The 19,063-nt window shown below is 58.2% G+C and carries 13 protein-coding genes; 11 read left to right on the top strand and 2 right to left on the bottom strand.

What is annotated here, in order from left to right:
* Positions 1-60 precede the first annotated feature (60 nt).
* Complete coding sequence (locus tag OXE05_03795) at positions 61-1,077, top strand: hypothetical protein (protein MCY4436438.1); 1,017 nt, start codon at positions 61-63, stop codon at positions 1,075-1,077.
* Positions 1,078-1,215: 138 nt separating this feature from the next.
* On the opposite strand, the gene OXE05_03790 is transcribed toward OXE05_03795, so the two are convergent.
* Positions 1,216-2,745 (bottom strand): sodium/proline symporter, encoded by a 1,530-nt coding sequence (locus tag OXE05_03790; protein MCY4436437.1) that lies wholly within the window; start codon positions 2,743-2,745, stop codon positions 1,216-1,218.
* A 273-nt stretch (positions 2,746-3,018) separates the two neighbouring features.
* Here OXE05_03790 and OXE05_03785 point away from each other — a divergent pair, with 273 nt between their 5' ends.
* The 10 genes from OXE05_03785 to OXE05_03740 all read left to right on the top strand — a co-directional run bounded on the left by OXE05_03785 (position 3,019) and on the right by OXE05_03740 (position 16,292).
* Positions 3,019-4,098: a hypothetical protein gene (locus tag OXE05_03785; protein ID MCY4436436.1), complete on the top strand. Its 1,080-nt coding sequence runs from the start codon at positions 3,019-3,021 to the stop codon at positions 4,096-4,098.
* An 8-nt stretch (positions 4,099-4,106) separates the two neighbouring features.
* Entirely contained in the window at positions 4,107-5,735 is a 1,629-nt protein-coding gene (locus OXE05_03780) for a DUF87 domain-containing protein (GenBank protein ID MCY4436435.1), read from the top strand.
* Positions 5,736-6,260: 525 nt separating this feature from the next.
* Entirely contained in the window at positions 6,261-6,821 is a 561-nt protein-coding gene (locus OXE05_03775; protein ID MCY4436434.1) for a hypothetical protein, read from the top strand.
* 104 nt (positions 6,822-6,925) lie between these two features.
* Positions 6,926-8,671, top strand: coding sequence for a hypothetical protein (locus OXE05_03770; protein MCY4436433.1), 1,746 nt, complete (start codon positions 6,926-6,928; stop codon positions 8,669-8,671).
* Positions 8,672-9,030: 359 nt separating this feature from the next.
* A complete protein-coding gene (locus OXE05_03765) occupies positions 9,031-10,248 on the top strand; it encodes a DegT/DnrJ/EryC1/StrS family aminotransferase (GenBank protein ID MCY4436432.1) in 1,218 nt (405 codons plus the stop codon).
* A 212-nt stretch (positions 10,249-10,460) separates the two neighbouring features.
* A complete protein-coding gene (locus OXE05_03760) occupies positions 10,461-10,889 on the top strand; it encodes a hypothetical protein (protein ID MCY4436431.1) in 429 nt (142 codons plus the stop codon).
* A 130-nt stretch (positions 10,890-11,019) separates the two neighbouring features.
* Entirely contained in the window at positions 11,020-12,132 is a 1,113-nt protein-coding gene (locus OXE05_03755; GenBank protein ID MCY4436430.1) for an iron-containing alcohol dehydrogenase, read from the top strand.
* A gap of 693 nt (positions 12,133-12,825) precedes the next feature.
* Positions 12,826-13,710 (top strand): polysaccharide deacetylase family protein, encoded by an 885-nt coding sequence (locus OXE05_03750; protein ID MCY4436429.1) that lies wholly within the window; start codon positions 12,826-12,828, stop codon positions 13,708-13,710.
* A 77-nt stretch (positions 13,711-13,787) separates the two neighbouring features.
* On the top strand, positions 13,788-14,825 hold the full coding sequence (locus OXE05_03745; protein ID MCY4436428.1) for a C45 family autoproteolytic acyltransferase/hydrolase: 1,038 nt from the start codon (positions 13,788-13,790) through the stop codon (positions 14,823-14,825).
* Between the two features lie 264 nt (positions 14,826-15,089).
* Positions 15,090-16,292 (top strand): hypothetical protein, encoded by a 1,203-nt coding sequence (locus OXE05_03740; protein ID MCY4436427.1) that lies wholly within the window; start codon positions 15,090-15,092, stop codon positions 16,290-16,292.
* A 512-nt stretch (positions 16,293-16,804) separates the two neighbouring features.
* Here the strand turns inward: OXE05_03740 and OXE05_03735 are convergent.
* The gene (locus OXE05_03735; GenBank protein ID MCY4436426.1) at positions 16,805-18,568 is read right to left on the bottom strand and encodes a hypothetical protein; all 1,764 of its coding nucleotides are present in this window, start codon (positions 18,566-18,568) and stop codon (positions 16,805-16,807) included.
* Positions 18,569-19,063: the final 495 nt, after the last annotated feature.

The following is a 19,063-nucleotide window of genomic DNA, read 5'->3' as shown; positions in this document are numbered from 1 at the left end:
TTTGCAGTGAGAGGGGCATGAGCGCGGCTAGCGTCCGGGCTGGGGCATGGGAGCACATGAATGACTCTACGTGATTTGTACGAGACGTCCATCGAAATCGGTCGCGAGCTTGACCCCAGGGGTCAGGCGGCCATAGAGCGCCAATTGCAGCGACGCCGCGACGAGTACGCCGCTCTGCCTGCTTGGCAGCAAGCGCTCTACGATCAGGAGCGCTTTCGTAATCCCTACGGCGACGTGCGCATATCCAACGGCCCGCCAGAAACACCGATTCGCACTGCGCTCGTCGGCATTAACCTGCACGTGCAAGAGATGCTGCTTGGGGTACAACTGGCGGCCAAGGGCACCCCGATTGACGCATTCATTTCCCACCATACGAACAGCGTCGGTATCTCCGCCTCCCTCGTCGCCGACTTCATGGAGATCAACGCCGACTATCTCATGTGGGAGGGCGTGCCGGAAGATGAGGCCCGCGCCTGCATCTTCGACTTCATGGCGGCACGCTTGCAGGAGCACGAAGACATGCACCGCATCGGGCCCGATACGGCCAAGCTGCTGGGGTATCCGCTGGCATGCATTCATACACCGGTTGATTATGCACACCGGCAATACATCAACGCGCTATTTGCGCGCGAAAGGCCGGAGACCGTCGGCGACGTCGTGGAACTCATGCTGACGCTACCGGAAATGCAGGAAGCCGCGCGCATCGGAGCAGTGCCCCGTATCATGACCGGCGACCCGGCGCAGCTCACCGGACGCATGCACGCGAAGTTTGCCGGCGGCTATGCCTATCCGCCCAGCGCCTTTCCGCTGCTAGCAAAGGCTGGCGTGCAAACTGTGGTGCAGGTTTCGGCGGGGTCGGAGACGGTAGCCGCCTGCCGCGAGCACGGCATCGCCCTGGTGCGCTTGCCTCACTACGCCACTGACAATATCGGCCAGAACTTGCTGCTCGATGAACTCATGCGCCGCCTGGAGCCGTTCGACGTCATTCCCTGCAACTATTTCGGACGAGTTGACCGCGCCGGTCAACTCGCGCAGATGTTGGCAGAGGGTCCGATTATCAGGTCGCTGAGACACTAAAGAGCAAGCGCCAGTCCGAAGCGATGCTTGTATAGCAATCACCCGCCGCAAGGCGGGTGTTTTTCCTATCACAAGGGGTCGTGGCCGCTACGGAGTGCCCAAAGCTGCCTGTGCAATCTCTCTCAACGCCGTTTCGCGTTAGATCTCGCGCGCAGCGGACCAGCCGGTAGCCACGTCGTCGAATACTTCTGTCATCTTTTCAGAAGGTTTGGCCGTGAGCAACGTGACAACGACGGCAAAGGGAATGGCGATGAGGAAGCCCGGTGTGGCGGGTTGGATGTCCATAATGCCGCCGGGGCCGCCGGAAGAGTAGCCCCAAATCGAGGCAACGACCGTGCCGGTGAGCATGGACGTGAGTGCTCCCCAAAAGTTGAAGCGGCGCCAATAGAGCGCGAGCAAGAGCAGGGGTCCGAAGGCCGCGCCCATGCCGCCCCACGCGTACGAGACCAGATTGAACACCGAATCGGGGTTGAAGATGGACAAGAGGGCCGCGATGACGCCGACTACGACCAGCAGGAAGCGGCCCAACCAGACGCGTGCAAAGGCGCCGAGCACATAGACGTACCGTTTGGCGTAGGCATAGCGCCGGATGAACGGTACGTCGTCAGTCGCCATGGCCGAGGCCAAGAGCAATTGTGAGTCTGCCGTACTCATGACGGCGGCGATTACGGCCGACAGCAGGACCCCCGCAATGATCGGCGGAAAGAAGGCGGTCGCGGCAACAAGATAGAGGCGCTCCGGATCGGCGATGACTTCATCGAGCCTCCCAACTTCGCCAAGGGCCGGCAAGGCTACCAGCCCCAACATGAGGCCAAACATGAAGATGAGCGATGCCCAAAGCGTGCCGATATCGCGGCTGGGCCGTATACGCCCTTCGCTTTCCACCGCCATGAAGCGCTGCAGTATGCGCAACGAGCCAAAGGCGCCCAAGCCCCAGCCGGCTGTCGAAAGCAGGAAGGTGACCGTGACGCCCTCGCCGGACGCGTCGGTAAACGGATTCCAGAAGCCGGCGGCCGTGCCCTCCAGGCCCTGTAAAGGATCAGAGGTGAGGAATAGCAACGAAATTGGCAAGATGATGAAACCGGCCAACATGATAATGGCTTGGAAGACGTCGGTGCGGGAAACGGCGAGAAAGCCGCCAATGAAGGTATACGATGCGACAGCCACGAGAGTCACCAAAATGCCCACAATGCCCTCGAGGCCGAATACCGTATTCAGCAGCTTGGATCCGGCGATCAGGCCGGAGCTAATGTAAAAGATGATGAAGAAGAGGGCTATCGCGGCTGAAAGCGTGCGCAACACGCCCCATTTGTCCCCAAAGCGCTTCTCGAAAAACTCAGGAAAGGTAAGTGAGTTGTCCGTCGCGATCGTGTACCGGCGCAGCCGCTTGGCATAGATGGCCCACGTCAACCAAAAGCCAAAGACTATGCTAAATACCGTCCAGAACTCCACGGCGCCGTTCATGAATGCCAGCGCCGGGAAGACGAGCATAGTCCACCCACTGGTGGATGACGAACTGGAACTTAACGCCGAGGTAAAGCTGCCAACCTTGCGGCCGGCGAGCACGTAGTCCGACATCTCCTGCATCTGGCGGCTGCGAAAGACCGCAATGCCAATGAGCGCCGCAAAATAGGCTAAGAAGACGATGAGCACCCACGCGGTCAACATGCGCTAGATACTCCTCTCGTGTTCCCACTTCCGTAGCGTACAGATTACTGTCTACGTGAGGGTGTGTCTACCCTTCAAAAACCTCGATCAGAGTCGCGTCAACGACGGTGTGATTTGTGGCGGCCCGCAGTGACTTCTGGGTTGTATGCTCGTTCTCTAGCATGAGATCCTATGGCGACGCGCGTACTCGTATTCAGATGCAGACACTGGCAGCAACCTATGGTATCATAGAATTCGCGTATATTCTTCATCTTGATCCCAAGTGTTCCTTATATGGCAAGTATTGATTCGTCCTATGACTTCTTTAGAGATGCCCATAGCAAGCGTCTTGACATCACTAATTCTTACCTTGCACTTGGTGATGTTCCGGATCTTGTGGGTGTCTCAGTTCAAAACGAAGAAAAAATCATCCAAGCTGTCCGCCGCTTACTTGAGCAAGATGGTGGGGGTATCTCAAAGGTTTCCGATCTTGCTGAACCCTACCAAGAACCAGCTAGGGAACTCTACCAATCGGACCAGATAGCTGCAGTCGACGGGACGGATGCAATTTCTGCACTCCGTTTCGTCTCTGACACTCTTTACGCAGCGGGTGTAGTCGCTGTCACACCTCGTTCCCGCCATCAACCTCGAGCGAGAGTTACACGCACACGTGCGTCTTCCTATGCTTCTATGCAAGACTTTTCTAAGTCATGGGATGAGAACATTCGGAATTGGGGGACTTACTTACGGGGGGCACGTGAGAACGAGATTTCATGGGTAAGTACGTTTCGAGAGTATGAGGAGCGAGAACTTGCGTACGAGTGGTTGCAGGAAGATTCAAGACATGTCGCATTAATCGACGGGCCAGTTCTGACACAAAACCTGCTCTCTCAGGTCACTGCAAGAGACTTGCTTGAAAGGATCCTCGTCAATGGACGTGCGATTGGGTTCATCAAAGAGATATCGGCGAATCCGTTGTTGGTAGCCATTGGATGTGCGCTAGAACCAGGCGAGGTCTTCGTTCTTGCTCACTGGTCTAATCTACTCAGCGAGAGGTTCAGCAGTGGGCAGGAAGCAATAGCGTCTTGGATAAATGATAGGGCTAGCCGTGTAGTTCGCGCTATCTATAAGCTCAACCGTAAGGCATATGGCATTGAGTGCGTGCGTGATCTCGTCCCACTGGCTTTGGCCATTCTTGGGCAGGATCCGGGTGGGTCTGCAGAACATGACATCCCAATGTTGCTTCAAATAGCCGACTTGCATGTGCGCTCACATTTCAATGGAGCTTCTGCAAGGGAAGAAGTGTTAGCTAGGCACTCCTTGCGTGACCCTGATCGATTCTTAGAACTCACGTACGAACGGGACTTGCGATGACTCAGCTAGTGCAGATTGCAGATGACCAGAGCACCGACACAGACATTGTCCGTCTCATCGGAACCGGCGAGGACGACCTAGTGCCGCTCTTTACATATTTGATTTCAAATGATGGAGACGAGAGATTCTTCCTCCAGGTTTCCTCGCCAAATCGAAATCTCAGTCGGTTCTCGCCCCATCCCTTTGATACTATCGCCCTAAGCCAGATGCTAGCGCTAATCGAAGGCCGGGGGTACGAGAAGGAGGCTCTGGTTTCGAATGTCCGCTTCTATGAAGCTGAGATTCTTGCTCACATTGGCGATGATGGAGAACCCCAATCACCCTTTACGAGACCATCAACAGGGGCTATGGCCAGACCTGCTCTGACTGAAGAGATCATAGGTAATCTTCGCCTGCCAGAGTCTGACGGCGACGATTGTCGCATCGGCAGCCTCGCGCGCAGTGGAGACGCTTCTGTTCCAATCATCGTCAATGAACGTATTATTGATCATCACATCCTTGTTGCTGGCGCAACCGGCTCAGGCAAATCACATCTTCTTGCTAACTTAGCTCATGTTGCCGACTCTATGACCCGATGCATTGTTCTGTTCGATCACAAGCCAGATCACCAAAACCACCATGAACGTAACCTCGATGCTGATGAAAGCCTTCAGCACGCATTTGACCTTTGGAAGGGTGATGCCGACGACGGTAGTGAGACTAGCGGCTCAGTGCGTTACTGGACATTGGACAAGAATGACCCAAATGAACATGCGAGACTTCTAAGCCTGTCCGCCCGCACTCTAGACCCAGAAATACTAGCTGGCACTGTCTTTCATCGTGCGAGCGAAGAAAACCAGGCAGAAGCATTTGCAACGATAGTCCACGCATTCTCCGAGAAAGAAGATAACAATGAGTGGACAGTCCACGATCTTGTAGATTTCGTGCGGACCAAGAATGCGAGGGATATAGATGCCCTCTTTGGTGATGCAACTGTTCAGTTACATACATCAACCCTACAGGCAATAAAACGAAAACTATTCCGTAGTGAAAGCAGAATCCCAGCTTTCATTGATCCTGAACCTTCCAATAGTGCGCTTGGTGAGCCGAAACGCAAGACTGGATCTATCGACGACATTTTCCTTCCCGGCCTTAATGTGATCCGAATAAGTGAAGGTGATGCCCGAGGGTACGCGCTGTTTCTATCACACCTACTTGGTCGCGCTGCTGATGTCAGGTCCCGCTCAATTCAATCAGATACGAGTCAGGCTGTTAATCCTGCTCCTGAGTTGCTCATGATAGTCGACGAGGCTGCGGACATCTTTAGGGCAGACTCGCGTTACTTGCGAAGCGCTGCAACTGGAATGCTCGCTGAACGCATAAGGAAGGGACGCTCCCTTCGCATTGGATACGTTATTGCAGTTCAGGATGCGGGCGACGTTCCGGAGAACATTCGTCACAATCTCAATACGACAATTGTTGGGCGTCACCGTCACCTTGGCACGTTGAGAGAGGCTCTCCCTACCGTCCGAGAGGGTCTTCTTTCTAGTGCAGACAAGCTTGATCCAGGTGAAATGCTGGTTGACTTATTCGGTGTACCTTCACTTCTGCTTGTCAAAATGGATATGTCGCGCTCGAATCTAACCGTCTTTTCGTAAGCCTCCATGCCTCGCGATTGGACACGATACCTTGCAAATGCCCGCACGGATGCGGGTCGGGCTCTTGTTGAGCAGGGGATGCGAATCAGTGAAGCCCGGCGGGAATTGGCTGCTGACGACTATCAACTTGTGCTCGAGGCCGCAGGTGTTACCCCCCGCGATGCGCGCCTCCTCGCGACGATTGGTAGCCGGCTAAGGCAAGTCCTAGACATTAGACCAGAACCACGCCTGCCTATCCGAATCCGAACCCTAGCCGCGCTTTCCGATTTGTCCAGTGACACTCTGCTGCGCGCTGCTAGGGACGGGCTAATTCACCCGGCGATGACAGAGTCTGATGCGCGATCGCTTCGCGGACCTGCAAGCGAAGCTCTTCCGTCCTTAGTTCGGCCAACCGACAATTGGAGCTTTTCAACTCTGAGATGGCCCCGAATAGACGGATGGGAGGGTCATGGCTATATACCAGGTGACATTTATGCCAACTGCCTCTGGTACTATGCGCACAATGGAGACAAAGTTGTTGATCCAATGGCTGGATCTGGAATGCTCCTTCGCGTCTGGGAAGACCGTGGTACATGGATTGAAGACGATTCACTGAGGATTGATATCGTGCTGTCGGATCTGTTGCCCCGTGGGCCATACGGCAAACAGATCATCCCCTGCGACTTGCTTAAGGGCTTTCCCACGGAACATGCTGATTACATTATCGTTGATCCCCCCTATCATGGATTGACCAAAGGTCAATATTCTAACCTCCCGAATGACCTTGCCAACATGGATGCTCCACAGTGGACAAGTGCAATGGTGCGTATTGCTCATCAGCTTCGAGCGACCCAAACTAGGGGTGGGCGATGCACCGTGATTGTTCCGAATAACCGCACGATAAGTACTGGCAAACGTTTGCTGTTCCCAGAGATAGTCCGGCGTATTTTTTGCGATGCGGATTACAAGCTCTTTGATGTCGCCTATGCTTCCCGAAGGACTCAACAGAAGCAAGGTCGACAGATGGGAATTCTAAATAACCGTGCGCGACGCAGTAGGATTCTAATGTCGGATGTTTCGGAAGTGCTTACCTTTGTCGTTCCTTGATCGGAGCAAACATAGAAGCAAACATGCAGGCGCAATCAGAGTAACCACACTTCATTGGAATAGTGTAGTAAGCAGCTAATGCAGCAGTTAGGAAGGATGTTCCTGTGAGCATGCTAATTCTCACCCAACCGGGTAGCCGCGCCAATACTTATGGACCGTATACCTCTGAAGTACTAAAGGCGGAGGGATTTGCGGACTTCGACGTGCAGCCCATCGGCCAGGATGCTCTGGCGCGGGTTGACGCCTATGATGCGGTTGTCCTGACGCCCAGTTTGCCGCGACGCGCCTACGTGGAGCGGCTTGTGGCCTATGTGAAGTCGGGCGGGCGGCTGATCGCGCTGCGTCCTTCACGCGTGCTCGCTGTGGGGCTTGGTCTGGCGCCGACGGACACCGCCGCCTATCCGGCCTACGTGCGGCCGCTGCCGGGCAATGCCATTGGCGCCGGCGTGCCGCATGAGTCGATCCAGACCCACATGCCGGTGGACAACTACGAGCCGCTGCAACTGCCGGAAGGCACACGAGAGATCGCCAGGATTTACGTCGATGCTGACGTCGAAACGTCATACCCCGCGGTCATGCACTTCCCGCTTGGTAAAGGACAGGTGGTGGCGTTCGGTTACGACCTTGCCCAAGCGGTGGCGTTGATTCGTCAGGGCAATCCGGTGCACTATGGCTGGCGCACCGTGGGATTCGGCAACCCCTACCGTCCCAACGAATTCTTTAGCAATCACCTGGATACGCGGCGCATGCACCTGCCGCAGGCCGACATCCATGCCATGCTGCTCGGCAATGCCATCAATGCCATCGCTAAGCACCCGCAGCCCCGGCTGTGGTACTACGACACGCCGGAGACCAAGAGCATGGTGGTATTGGACTCTGATGACGACTACTCGCCGCTCGAAGCCTTCGAAGCGCTGATGAATGCGGCGGAAGCGCACAACGGACACGTTACCATTTACCTGATGCTCGGCCCATCCAAGTACACCATCGCGACGCCGGAACGAGTGGAAGGCTGGCGCGCTCGTGGCCACTCCTTTGGCATCCACCACAACGCCTTTGATCCGCAATACGTCAATGAAGAGCAGGATGCCGTCATGGAAGAAATCGTGCGGCGGGATACCGACTATTTCCGGGAGCACTATGGCGGCGAGACCGTCATTGCCAACCGCAATCACTGCCTCGGCTGGAAGGGCTATGTCGACCTGCCGCGCATCTACGAGGACGTAGGTGTGGTATTGGATACCAACGTGCTCAGCATCCACGACCAATGGCTGCAGTACACCAACGGTTCCGGGCATCCCGGCAAGTTCGTGGATACCAACGGCGAGATCATCGAGGTCTACCAGCAACTGACTCAGGCGTACGACGACGCATCCGTCAAAGCCAAGCTCTCGTCGGACCCGGTGGGCGAAGCCAAGCGCACGCGCCAGGTGATGCTGGAGAAGAAGGAGCGCTATTTCAGTCCGCTCACGGTGCTCTCGCATCCCGTTTCGTTTTACACCTATAGCAGCGCCTACCAGAACCAGAGCTGGGACTACGCAAACGAACTGGGTCTGCCCATCTGGAGCGCTTTCGAATGGGCCGACTTTGTGCGCGCCCGCAACCGGGCGCAGGTCTCTCATAGCGCCTGGGATAATGGGAGCTTCTCGTGCCGGGTCTCCGGCAGTTCGCCCAGCGGCAACTTTACGTTGATGGTCCCGCTCGAAAACGGCGAGACTCCTCGTGCCAGCGTGGACGGTGAGGCGGTGGACGTGTCGCTGCAAGAGGCTTACGGGTGGACCTATGCCTTGGTGCCGGTGCCAATCAGCAGCAACGGGGCGGAGGCGCGGCAGGTAGTCGTGCAAACGTGATAAACTCGTCAAGACAAGATACGCTGGCTAGGCAGTGTTGATACTGGATCACGTCCAGCACAGGCCATGTCATGTCATTCCGAGCGCAAGCGAGGAATCCGGTGCGTAGCGCGGGGGTTGTCCCCGGCCTGAAGCAGTGTGCGCTTGGGCGGAGTGGATGGATTCCCGCTTACGCGAGAACGACGGAAAGGGCCGGCAAAGATGGATTCCGGCTTTCGCCGGAGTGACAGTCTGAGCGCTCGACGTTGGCATCTTCGCGGCATGTGAGATTCAGCAATGACAGCCTGGTTCTTGAATTGTCAACACTAGCTAGCCGAACATGTGTGTCGAAGAGAATGTGAGGTAGCAAGGAGAATTCGATGGAATTGACAAAAGACGAACGAGACTTGCTGGAGCACGGCAAGCGGCAGTTTCCGTTTCCGACCCTCGGCGGCTGGTACACCCAAGCAGAGGTAGACGCTATCAACGCCAGCCTGCAGGAGAGCATGGACTGGCGCATCGGCTTTCACGGCCCGGAGGTCGCGCAGTTTGAGGAGGCATTCGCTGAGTATTGCGACGTCAAGCATGCGCTGGCCGTGAACTCTTGCGGCACCGGCTTGGACGCGGCAATTCACGCCCTCCAACTCGGCCCCGAAGACGAGGTCATCGTGCCTGGCATCACGTTCAAGGCCACGTCCCTTTGCGTGATGGGCGTTGGCGCCAAGGTGGTGCTGGCGGAGATCGACCCGGCCACATTCAACATCGATCCGAATGACGTCGAGCGCTGCATGACCCCGAATACGCGCGCGATCCTGGCTGTGCACAACAACGGTCTTTCCGCCGACGTGGACGCCCTGGAAGACATCGCGCAGCGGCACCCGCACCCCGTCCACGGTCCGCCGCCTGTGCTTTGCGACGCGGCCCGCGCCGTCGGCGCCGGGTACAAGGGCACCAAGGTCGGCAAGAAAGGCGCCATGAACATCTTCAGCTTCCAGACCAGCAAGAACATGACGACCCTGGGCGAAGGCGGCATGGTCACGACCGACGATGACGATTACGCCGCATTCGTGAATAGCATGCGCTCGTTTGGCAGCGCGCTGGACGGCTGGGGCACCAACTTCCGCATGACGAAGCTGCAAGCGGTGGCCGGTTCCATTCAAGTCACGCGCCTCGACGAAATGAATGATGCGCGAAGGCAGCGCGTGGCTGATTTTGTCGAACTGATAGAGGATATTCCCGGCCTGATCCTGCCCATCGAACCCGAGGGTTACCACCACGTGTGGTACGGCTACACGCTCATGCTGGAAGAAGACTGGGCCGGCGACCCGCGGGACAAGTTTGCGGACCGCCTCATCGGCGAGCACGGCGTCGGCACGTGGATCATGAACGCCTCCTTGCCGGACTACGTCGGGTATATGGTGCGGATGGGGCACAGTCCGGAAGACGTGCCGGTCTCTACCGACACCGGACGCCGCCTCTTCTGTCCCGCCATCCATCCGCTCATGACCGATGAGGACCTGCGCTACGTGGCCGCGGCGATTAAGGAGAGTATGAACACGGTGGCGGCGGATATGCGCTTGCCGGTGGCGGTGGGATAGGACCGAGAGCACCTGAATAGCGACGAATTACAGGTAGTCTGTGGTTTGAGTCTTGCGGTGACGCTAGTCGCAGACTGCCAGTAGTATTCGGTTGTGTTTAACGCCTGCATGTCTGATCCTGCCTAAGTGCTGAGGGCACCCAATCATGCGGTTGATCGGCTGGTAGGGTTGGCATTACTGCGGAATGGCCCGGCCTATGTGGAGTGAGGCAGATGCTCCTCAAGTTCCTCAATTGGCTCTTCTCTACATCCAACGACAGTGTCGTTTTGCAGCAATCACAGTCACGCCCGCAGGACAGCCAAGTCATTGACGACAGTACTTGGTCTGGTGTGCAGGATGGTAACTGGGGCACATGGGACGACGACCAGGAAGAAGAGGACACTGACGAGTATGTGTTTGGTTACGAAATAGAGAGTGACTGGGACGAGTATGGAGATGAGATTGCAGGTGCTGTAGCATTTGCCTCCTGGCAAGAGAAGCCCAAGAGCGGCCGGGATTGGGATGAGGATGAAGCGGATTTGGCAGCAGGGGCGGAAGATTCCCATGAATACGTTGAGCGATGGGAAGATTGGGCAGCAGTGGATGAAGTAGAAGACGATGAGTCCTACCAGTGGAGTGAGGAGGAAGTGGAAGAGTATTGAGGTTACCGCCTGGAAGATAGGGATTGAGTGAGGTTCTGCTCCTGTCTAGCCGCTCCTAGCATGCGAAAGCAGGTGCGATAATTGTCCTGGGATTCGGTTGAGTCGTAGTCGAATAAGGAAATGAGTCTGTATGAAGAAAGCGATCGTTCACCCGCTGCGATTTGTGGTAGGACCGGGAATCGTTAGCGATGTTGGGGCGCATGCGGCGGCGCTGGGAAGCAATGCGCTGATCGTTGGCGGCGGCCGGGCCATGGCGGCAATCAAAGATACCGTTACCGGCGCACTCGACGAACATGGTATCTCGTACCACATCGAGCACGGCAGCCACGTCGACAAGAAGCGCCCGGAAGTGGATGCCCTTGTGGCCAAGGGCAAGGAGATCGGGGCAGACGTCGTCATTGCTGCCGGTGGCGGACGGGTGGTGGACGCAGCGAAGGCCATTGCGCACGAGATGGGCGCGTGGCTTATCAGTGTGCCGACCGTCGCTTCCACCAACGCGACGGCGACTTTTAGCGCCAGCATTGAAGGCGACGCCGACCGCAATGTGTGGTACGTCGGCCCGCATACCGTCATTGCCGACACCCGCATCATCGCCCAGGGCGGCGGCCGCTGGCTGGCAGCCGGTATGGCCGATGCGTTGCCCACGTGGACGGGCGGCCGCATCGGGCGCGAGCTGCGCCTGCGCAGCGGTACTGAACGCATTCTCGGCTTCGATAACGTCTTTCCTACCGGCGCGGCCGTCGCCATTGCCGAATGGACCTACGACACGATTCTCGAGCACGGCGCCTCGGCGTATCACGCGTGCGAGCGCGGCGTGGCTACAGAAGCAGTTGATAAGGTCGTAGAAGCGATTGTCTACGGCGGCGGTGTGGCCGGCCCGGCGTGCGGCGGGGTAGGTGGAGAACACGGTGTGCATCCCGGCAAATCGAAACACGCCACCATTGAGAGGGTGCACGGCGAAGAGGTGGCATTTGGCGTTCTGGTCGCGGTGGCGCTGATGCAGCAGGGCGATGCCGAGGTGCGCAAGCTGATCCGCTTCAACCAGTCGGTCAACCTGCCCTCGACGTTTGCCGATTTCGGCGTGCAGAATGTGAACCGCAGCCTGGTGTGCGAGATTGCGGAAGAAATCCTGGGGCCGGGCGGCAAGAGTACCTTCGGCCTGTGGTACGACGTTGACGTGGACTTGCTCACCGACGTGATGGTGGATGTGGACCGCATGGCGCAGGAGGAAAAGTGCTGTTAGCTATCGGTCAGCGTTTTCGGCATGCCGGGGCAGTTCGGAAGTGGCCCATGCGCCGGGCCGGACTTAGTAGCGCGGGGCCTTGTGCCCCGCCGGCTTAGAGGTCGAATTGGGAGGCAAGGCAGGGGTGTGGGGTAGCGCTGGCAAGTCAGCAAACTAGGATATGGGCGTTCCCCTCACCCTAACCCTCTCCCCCAGGAGAGGGAACCGGGGGCGCGGCCTGGGGAATGTAGCGCGGGGCCTTGTGCCCCGCCGGCTTAGAGGTCGAATTGGGAGGCAAAGCAGTGGTGTGGGGTAGCGCTGGCAAGTCAGCAAACTAGGCTATGGGCGATCCCCTCACCCTAACCCTCTCCCCCAGGAGAGGGAACTGGAGGCGCGGCCTGGGGAATGTAGCGCAGGGTTTTGTGCCCGCCGGCATGGAGGGCGCAAAGAGGAAGCTGGGATGCAAGATCTGAGGACTCGGGTCTCAGCGTTCCAGAACATAGGAGTTCCCCTCACCCCCGTATCAAGTACGGGGCAGGCTCTAGCCCTCTCCCCCAGGAGAGGGAACAAGAGAAGCAGACTCGTGCGGGTAGCAAGGGTCCTTGTGCACACCTAATTTAGGTGAGGGACACAGAACCACCAGAATTTTGCCTGACAACGGTATCTGAGAAGAGAGAGTAGTCGGTCGCAGCAGTACGCAAAGGATCGAGATTCATGGCCGGTAAGCCGCTCTATGTTATCTTCACGCAGGACTGCGAGCAGCTCATGGACGACTCCCTCCACGGCGGGCCGGAGGAGTGGGGCGTCAGCGAGCGGTCGGTCGCGGGGCTAGCTGACACCTTGGAAGAATACGGCCTGAGCGCGACGTTTTTCATCGTGGCGCAAACGGCGGCAGCGCAGCCCGCGCTTTACTGGGACTTGGAAAAGCGCGGCTTCGAACTCGGCCTTCACATCCATCCGCAGGATACCGGCCTCGGGTACACGGACTATCTCGGCGGTCACACCTTCGAAGAGCAAGTGACTATGTTCGATACGGTAGCCGACCAGTGGGCGGACGCCATCGGCAAGCGGCCGACAACGTTTCGAGGCGGCAACTTCTCCGCCAACGACAATACGTACCCCGCGCTTGTCGCCACAGGATTCACCCACGGCAGTGTGTCTTCGCCGGGTCGCCAGTACGACGTAGCCAAAGCCGTGTGGCAGGGCGCCGTGCCCTATGCGCATTACGCCCACAAGGCCAACCGCCTCTTTCCCGGCGACCTCGACTTCTACGAGATACCGCTCACGTGCGACCAGGTACGGCGGCGCGCGCCGCATCTGCCCATGGAACTCCGCATCGAGGGCGGCGATGGCGACACCCACCGGCAGACCATTCGCCAAGCCTGGGCCGACATGGCAGAGTATGACGACAGATTGCCCAAGATCATCATGCCTTTCACCCACAATACGCACTTCTACGAAGACACCACCAGCGAAAAACGGTTGGCGCTCGATGCCATCGTGGATGAAATCAACACGATTGCCGCGGAAGAGGGTTACGAGGTTATCGGCGGTACTATCGGCAGCGTGTACGCGGCGGTGGAAGGGATACGCAATTAGCCGGATCGGCTCCGGCGATTGGCGAAAGCTACGTGTTGTAGGCGACACAGGACTATTGCAGACAGGAGGATATTCCCATGCGGCAAGTGGTTCAGTCAGGCACGCCCCACGAGATGGGACTTCAGCATGGCGCGGCGTTTGCGGACATCCTTCCCGTGGCGGTGAAGCGGTTCGCGCTCGACCGCGGCTGGAACAATGCCCATGGCAGGCGGGTGCTGCGGCAGGTGGAGCGCAACCTGGACAGAGTGTTCCCTGAGTCCTTAGAGGAACTTCACGCCATTGCTGACGCCGCTAACGTGAACTACGACGATCTCCTCGCCTATAACGCCTGCCAGGAGATCGGGCGCTCCCGCGTGGAGTGCACGAACGTGGCGTTGGCCGATACACCCCAGGGCACCATCCATTTCAAGTCCAACGACGTGGACGCCGACATGAAGCAGTTTCATGTTCTTCAGGAGACTCACCCGGACAAGGGTCTTGCTTCAGTTGGCGTGAACTACGCCGGCACCACGTGGCTGAACGCGGGCGTGAACGAGGCGGGCCTCACCTACGGCGGCAGCAGCATTCCTAATAACGACAGCGACTGGGAGCACGGCATTCCCGCGAATACGTTCCTGCGCTATCTCTTGCAGTATGCCGATAGCATAGAATCGGCCGCCGATTTGGTGGCGCGCACGCCCATCATGAACCACGGAATCAACCTCATGCTCACCGATCCGACCGGCGCGGCCATCGTAGTGGAACGGTCGTCCACGCGTGTCGCAGTGCGGCGCATGGAAGGCCACACCATCTGGAATACGAACCACTTCTTGACCGACGAAATGCAGCCCGTGCTCAAGAACGACGGCGGCGCTGCCGCCCAGAACAGCCGCGATCGCTTCACCGTGCTCGCGCGGCTTACGGCCGAGCTGCCCCACTCGCTGGAGCAGCTCATGCGCATTGCCCGCACCCACACCGAGCCCGCCAGTATCTGCCGGCACGACGCGCTGGCCCAGAGCATCATGGGCTATATCATGATCGCGCGGGAACGCAGCTTGTTGGTGAGCTTCGGCTATCCTTGCGAGAATGAGTTTGAGGCGTTCACGTTTTCAAAGACCCCCGCGGCGGCGTCTTGAGTCTAGGGTATGCAGCATACGGCTGCTGCTGATTCGCGGCTCATGTCGGCCCATTTCCAGTGATGGGATTGGCGCAGGGCTCTCGTTTTCTGTCACTCCGGCGGAATCCGGAGTCCCGGGGCGCCGCGAACAAGAGCGAGAACGGTATCGAGTAGGGGTTCGGCACTGGAAACAAGACAAAGATGGATTCCCGCGTGCGCGGGAATGACAATCCAATAATGCGAACCACGCGATGTACCCGTGATGCGATGAGGTCTCTACCGCATGAAGTTAACGCTCGACGATTACCGATACATCGGCACGGAGCTTGGCCGCTACATTGCAGAGCACGCGCCGGGTCTCGCCGCCGCTGTCTACTGCAAGCATCACCTAGGCACGCTCACTCCAGGATTCAGCGATCATGATCTCCGAACCGTTGCGGCTGCGCCCGATGCCGAGTCCTGGCTGGCGCTCAGTCGTGCCGGTGGCGAATCGTACGTGGAGCTACTGGAAGAAGCACCCCAATACGCCCGCATTCTTGAGCATCCCCCGGGATTCATTTGCTCGCCGGCAGAGGCACAGCAACTCCTGCCCTTGATGGGCGAGGTGCGCGACTGGCAGCGGATCGGTGGCGCGGCGAATGAGCTAGATGACGTGCTGGCAGCGCAAAATCCGCAACTTACACACGCGCAGCAACATGAAGCGTGTGGCAAGTACAAGATCTATCTGGTCCCGCGTGAAGAGCAGTTCGATCCGCCCATCAACCTGCTGCCGGAGTACCTGCCCTACTACCCGGTTTACGGCGCGCTCTCGCACTGGTTCTTGCCGGCTGCCAAGCTGGCGTGCAGCCTGCTGCGTGATGCGTGGGTCCCAACCAAACCGGCGGCATTGCCGGTTCTCCCTGAGGTAATTGGTTCCCGACCGCTGCTTGATAGGCTGAATGCAATAGTCGACGCCGAGTACCGTGTAGAGATGACCGGCGACGAGTGCGCCGCCATGGCCGATGAACTCTTGGAAGTGGTCTACGAGTTGCGCGATATGGTTGCCAAGTATTGTAAGCAGTTGCCCCTACAAAATCCCGCTCAGGCGGCACGTGAGCAGCGGTTGCGGTATGCGCTGCAGGCGCTCGCCGGCATTCGCGGCCGTTTTGGCATAGCCGTCTTCTTCCGCCACGCCTCTCCCGACCTCTTCGACGGTGAATGGTTGCGCATGCACTTGGGTGAGGAGATCGAGGCGCTGAGCACGCAGTTCTTCAAAGCTCTGCTGGATGACGACGGCGCGGGTGATGGTCCTATTGTTGAGAAGCTCGGTAGCGTGCTGGACGCTGCTGCGGTGCAAATCGTCGCAAACCTCTTTGACGCGATTACGCCCCACGACGACATGAACGACGCTCGGCTCGACGCGCTCATGGATGTCTGGCCGGATTACGCGGCACTCATTGAAGAAGAGTACCAGGCCAAGATTGCCCCCTTGTGGCACGAGGCGTAAACCAAGGCAGCAGAGACCTTCTCATGTCGTTCTTCGAGCTAATGCCACCTGCCAACGTTGTTGAGGAATCTGACGGGTACAGGCTCTCCCTCCGGTAGCGCAGGTTTGCAACCTGCGTCTCCCGCCGGAGACCTTTGCGCAACTCAAGCGGTAGCGAAATAGTTCCCTCTCCCTCGACGGGAGAGGGCTAGAGCCCGCCCCGTACTCGATACGGGGGTGAGGGTGGATCTCCTGAAATCTCTCCATATGCACACCAAATCTGCCCTGATACGTCTTGACACTGCCTAGCGTAAAGGGCCATCGTAGCAAAAAGACCCCCTCACCCCAACGCTCTCCCCCAGGAGAGGGAGTGCCCCTGCTTGAAAGTGGGGTTATGCAAAGGTCTCCTCCGGTAGCGCAGGTTTGCAACCTGCGTCCCCCGCCGGCAAGTTCACGCGCGCGTACCCAATTAGCCTGATGTCTGGACGCCACTGCCGAAACTACTGCGGAGCAGGCGCGGCGCGGAATTACCGCTACCCTTCCGGCTCCCCAGAGAAGTCTGCCCGCCGGTTGGAGGACAGCGAGAAGAACGGCAGTTCCGGTTCCGTCCCGTCACGCCACCAGAGAAAGCCATCCCACTTGTACGTGGTCCAGCCGTGCTCCACCGGCCCCGGAATGAGAGTTGAGAGGTGATTGTTGCGCAGCACGAGTCCGCAGAAGCGGTAGAGGCCCAGCGGCAGCATCTCTTCGATCCAGCCGGGGCCAATCTTGACCTTGTCGGCGTTCACACCGGCAACGACGTCCAACTGATCGAGAGCGCCCACCCGCCAGGCATCATGTATTTCCAGCACGCTAAGCGGGACGCCGCCGCGCTCGACATGCGAATCGGTATCGGCATCCAGCATCACCCACTTGTTGTAGTCGCCGCTCCGGATTTCGGCTACAAAATGCCCGTTGTCGTGGAGCGTCGGCTCGGCGGACATGACCCAGAGCCGCGCTCGCCAGCCCAGTGCCAGAGCGCACTGGGCCAAAACCACCGCGTAGTGTGTGCAGTAGGCATCGGGTTGGGGCTGGCCGTGACCGCGGTCGGCGCGCATCCAATCCAATATCGTCAGGGCATCCCAGGGACAGCAGCGCCGGAACTCATGCGGCGCCCGGTGCACCCACTGCACCGCTACCCAAGCCCGCAGCGCCAGCATCTGCTCCCACTGCGTCCCCGCTCCGGCGATGATCTCATCAAGTCTCTCCTGATTGCGGAGGACTCCTAACTTCGGTTCCGCCGGATCTTGGTGGGTGAAAGTGTAAGAAGATATAGTTTTGCTCTCAGCACAAGACAGCTCGCCCACGGGTTTTGTCTCGTCAGAACTGGCGTCTTTGGGAAGAAGCGCCATGCCCCGCAGGACCGGCGATTCGCTCCCGTCGTTGGAATGTAGCTCTGCTTGCCATTGCACACATGGGCCGACGGGATTCGGAAACTCTGCTTGCCCGAATTCTTCATTCTTGCGCGATGTCTGCCCCGCATCTGATTCGGGAGGGGAATCCATCTGCTCATTTGCACTCGCGGCGGCATGCACCACGTCGCGCCAAGCTGAATTCTCTACGTCTTGCAGCGTTCCGCTGCGGTAGCGCAAGGCGACTCTCGTTCCAGCCGGCGTGTCGGCGTGCCAGTGAAGGACGAGCGGTGCGGACGGAAACAGCGTTTCCACGTTTAGTATGGAACTCGTGATCGCCCCCTGCGCCGGATGCTCCCACACCCGCAGTCGCACCACGTACTCGCCGGACAATGCGCCTTCCAAGCCGAGACCCGTAGTGTTCCAGGTTATTCCTTCGTCCGTGCTCTTGCGGCTGTGCTGGTTGGGGACGCTGGTGTCTACGGAGAGTATCCAAGCGTTGGCAGCGGGGCTGTCGCAGGCAAAGCGGACGGTATTCTGCCCGGGCCGCAGGTGTTGCCGCGGTAGCCGCAGGTGATACCAGGCAAATTCACCGGCCAGCGGCGTGCCGGGACCAAGAGTCTGTCCGTGACCGTTGACCGTCACCTTGAGCGGCCAGCGATTGTGCTGCTCTTCACGGGCGAAGAAATAGCAATCGGCCCCTTGTGGAATTGTCTCGCCCAGTGCGAAAGAGACTTGGGCTTGGACATTGCGAAAGAGTTCCTCGCCGTGCTGGGTAGAGAACGACCCGGGCTCGTGGGTGATGAGATGGCTCGTAGCGAGGCGCATCCCGCCCGCCTCGTCAATGGCGATGCCAGCGTCCCTGGCACAGGTGTCCCAATCAGGCGGTTCCGACCATATCAGCACGATCGATTGCTCCAGTTTTTGCCCGGAAGGCTCTAAGTAATGCTGCGCAAAGACCTGCAGCGTTATCCATAATGAGATTACACCAAGACTGATCTCCGTACATTAAAGTCCGGCACAATCGACACGGTTATTTCGAATTCCAGCCGTTAAGCTCGACGGCAGACAAAGATGGGTTTCCGCGAAAGCGGTAATCACCATGGCCTTGCTAAGGCCACACAAGAGTATGAAAAGCGACTCCGATCTCTCCGTTCATACTGCGACAAGCCTGTACTGAGCCTGTCGAAGTACTCAGAGCCTGCCCCGTACTCGATACAGCGTATCGCACGATACAGCGTATCGCACGATACGGGGGCGAACGGTATGATCGCCTATTTTCTTGGTAATGACGGATGATCGTGAAAGTATAACAACTGGTGCTGCAAACACCCACGTGTCTTGCTGGCAGGTCAGGAGTCAACAACAATCTGTTACTTCCGCTTGAACGTCTAACGGTGA

It is taken from the genome of Chloroflexota bacterium, assembly GCA_026710945.1.
GTDB lineage: Bacteria > Chloroflexota > UBA11872 > VXOZ01 > VXOZ01 > VXOZ01.
Note: the sequence above shows the minus strand (reverse complement) of the source record. Positions and strands in the feature narration are given on the sequence as shown.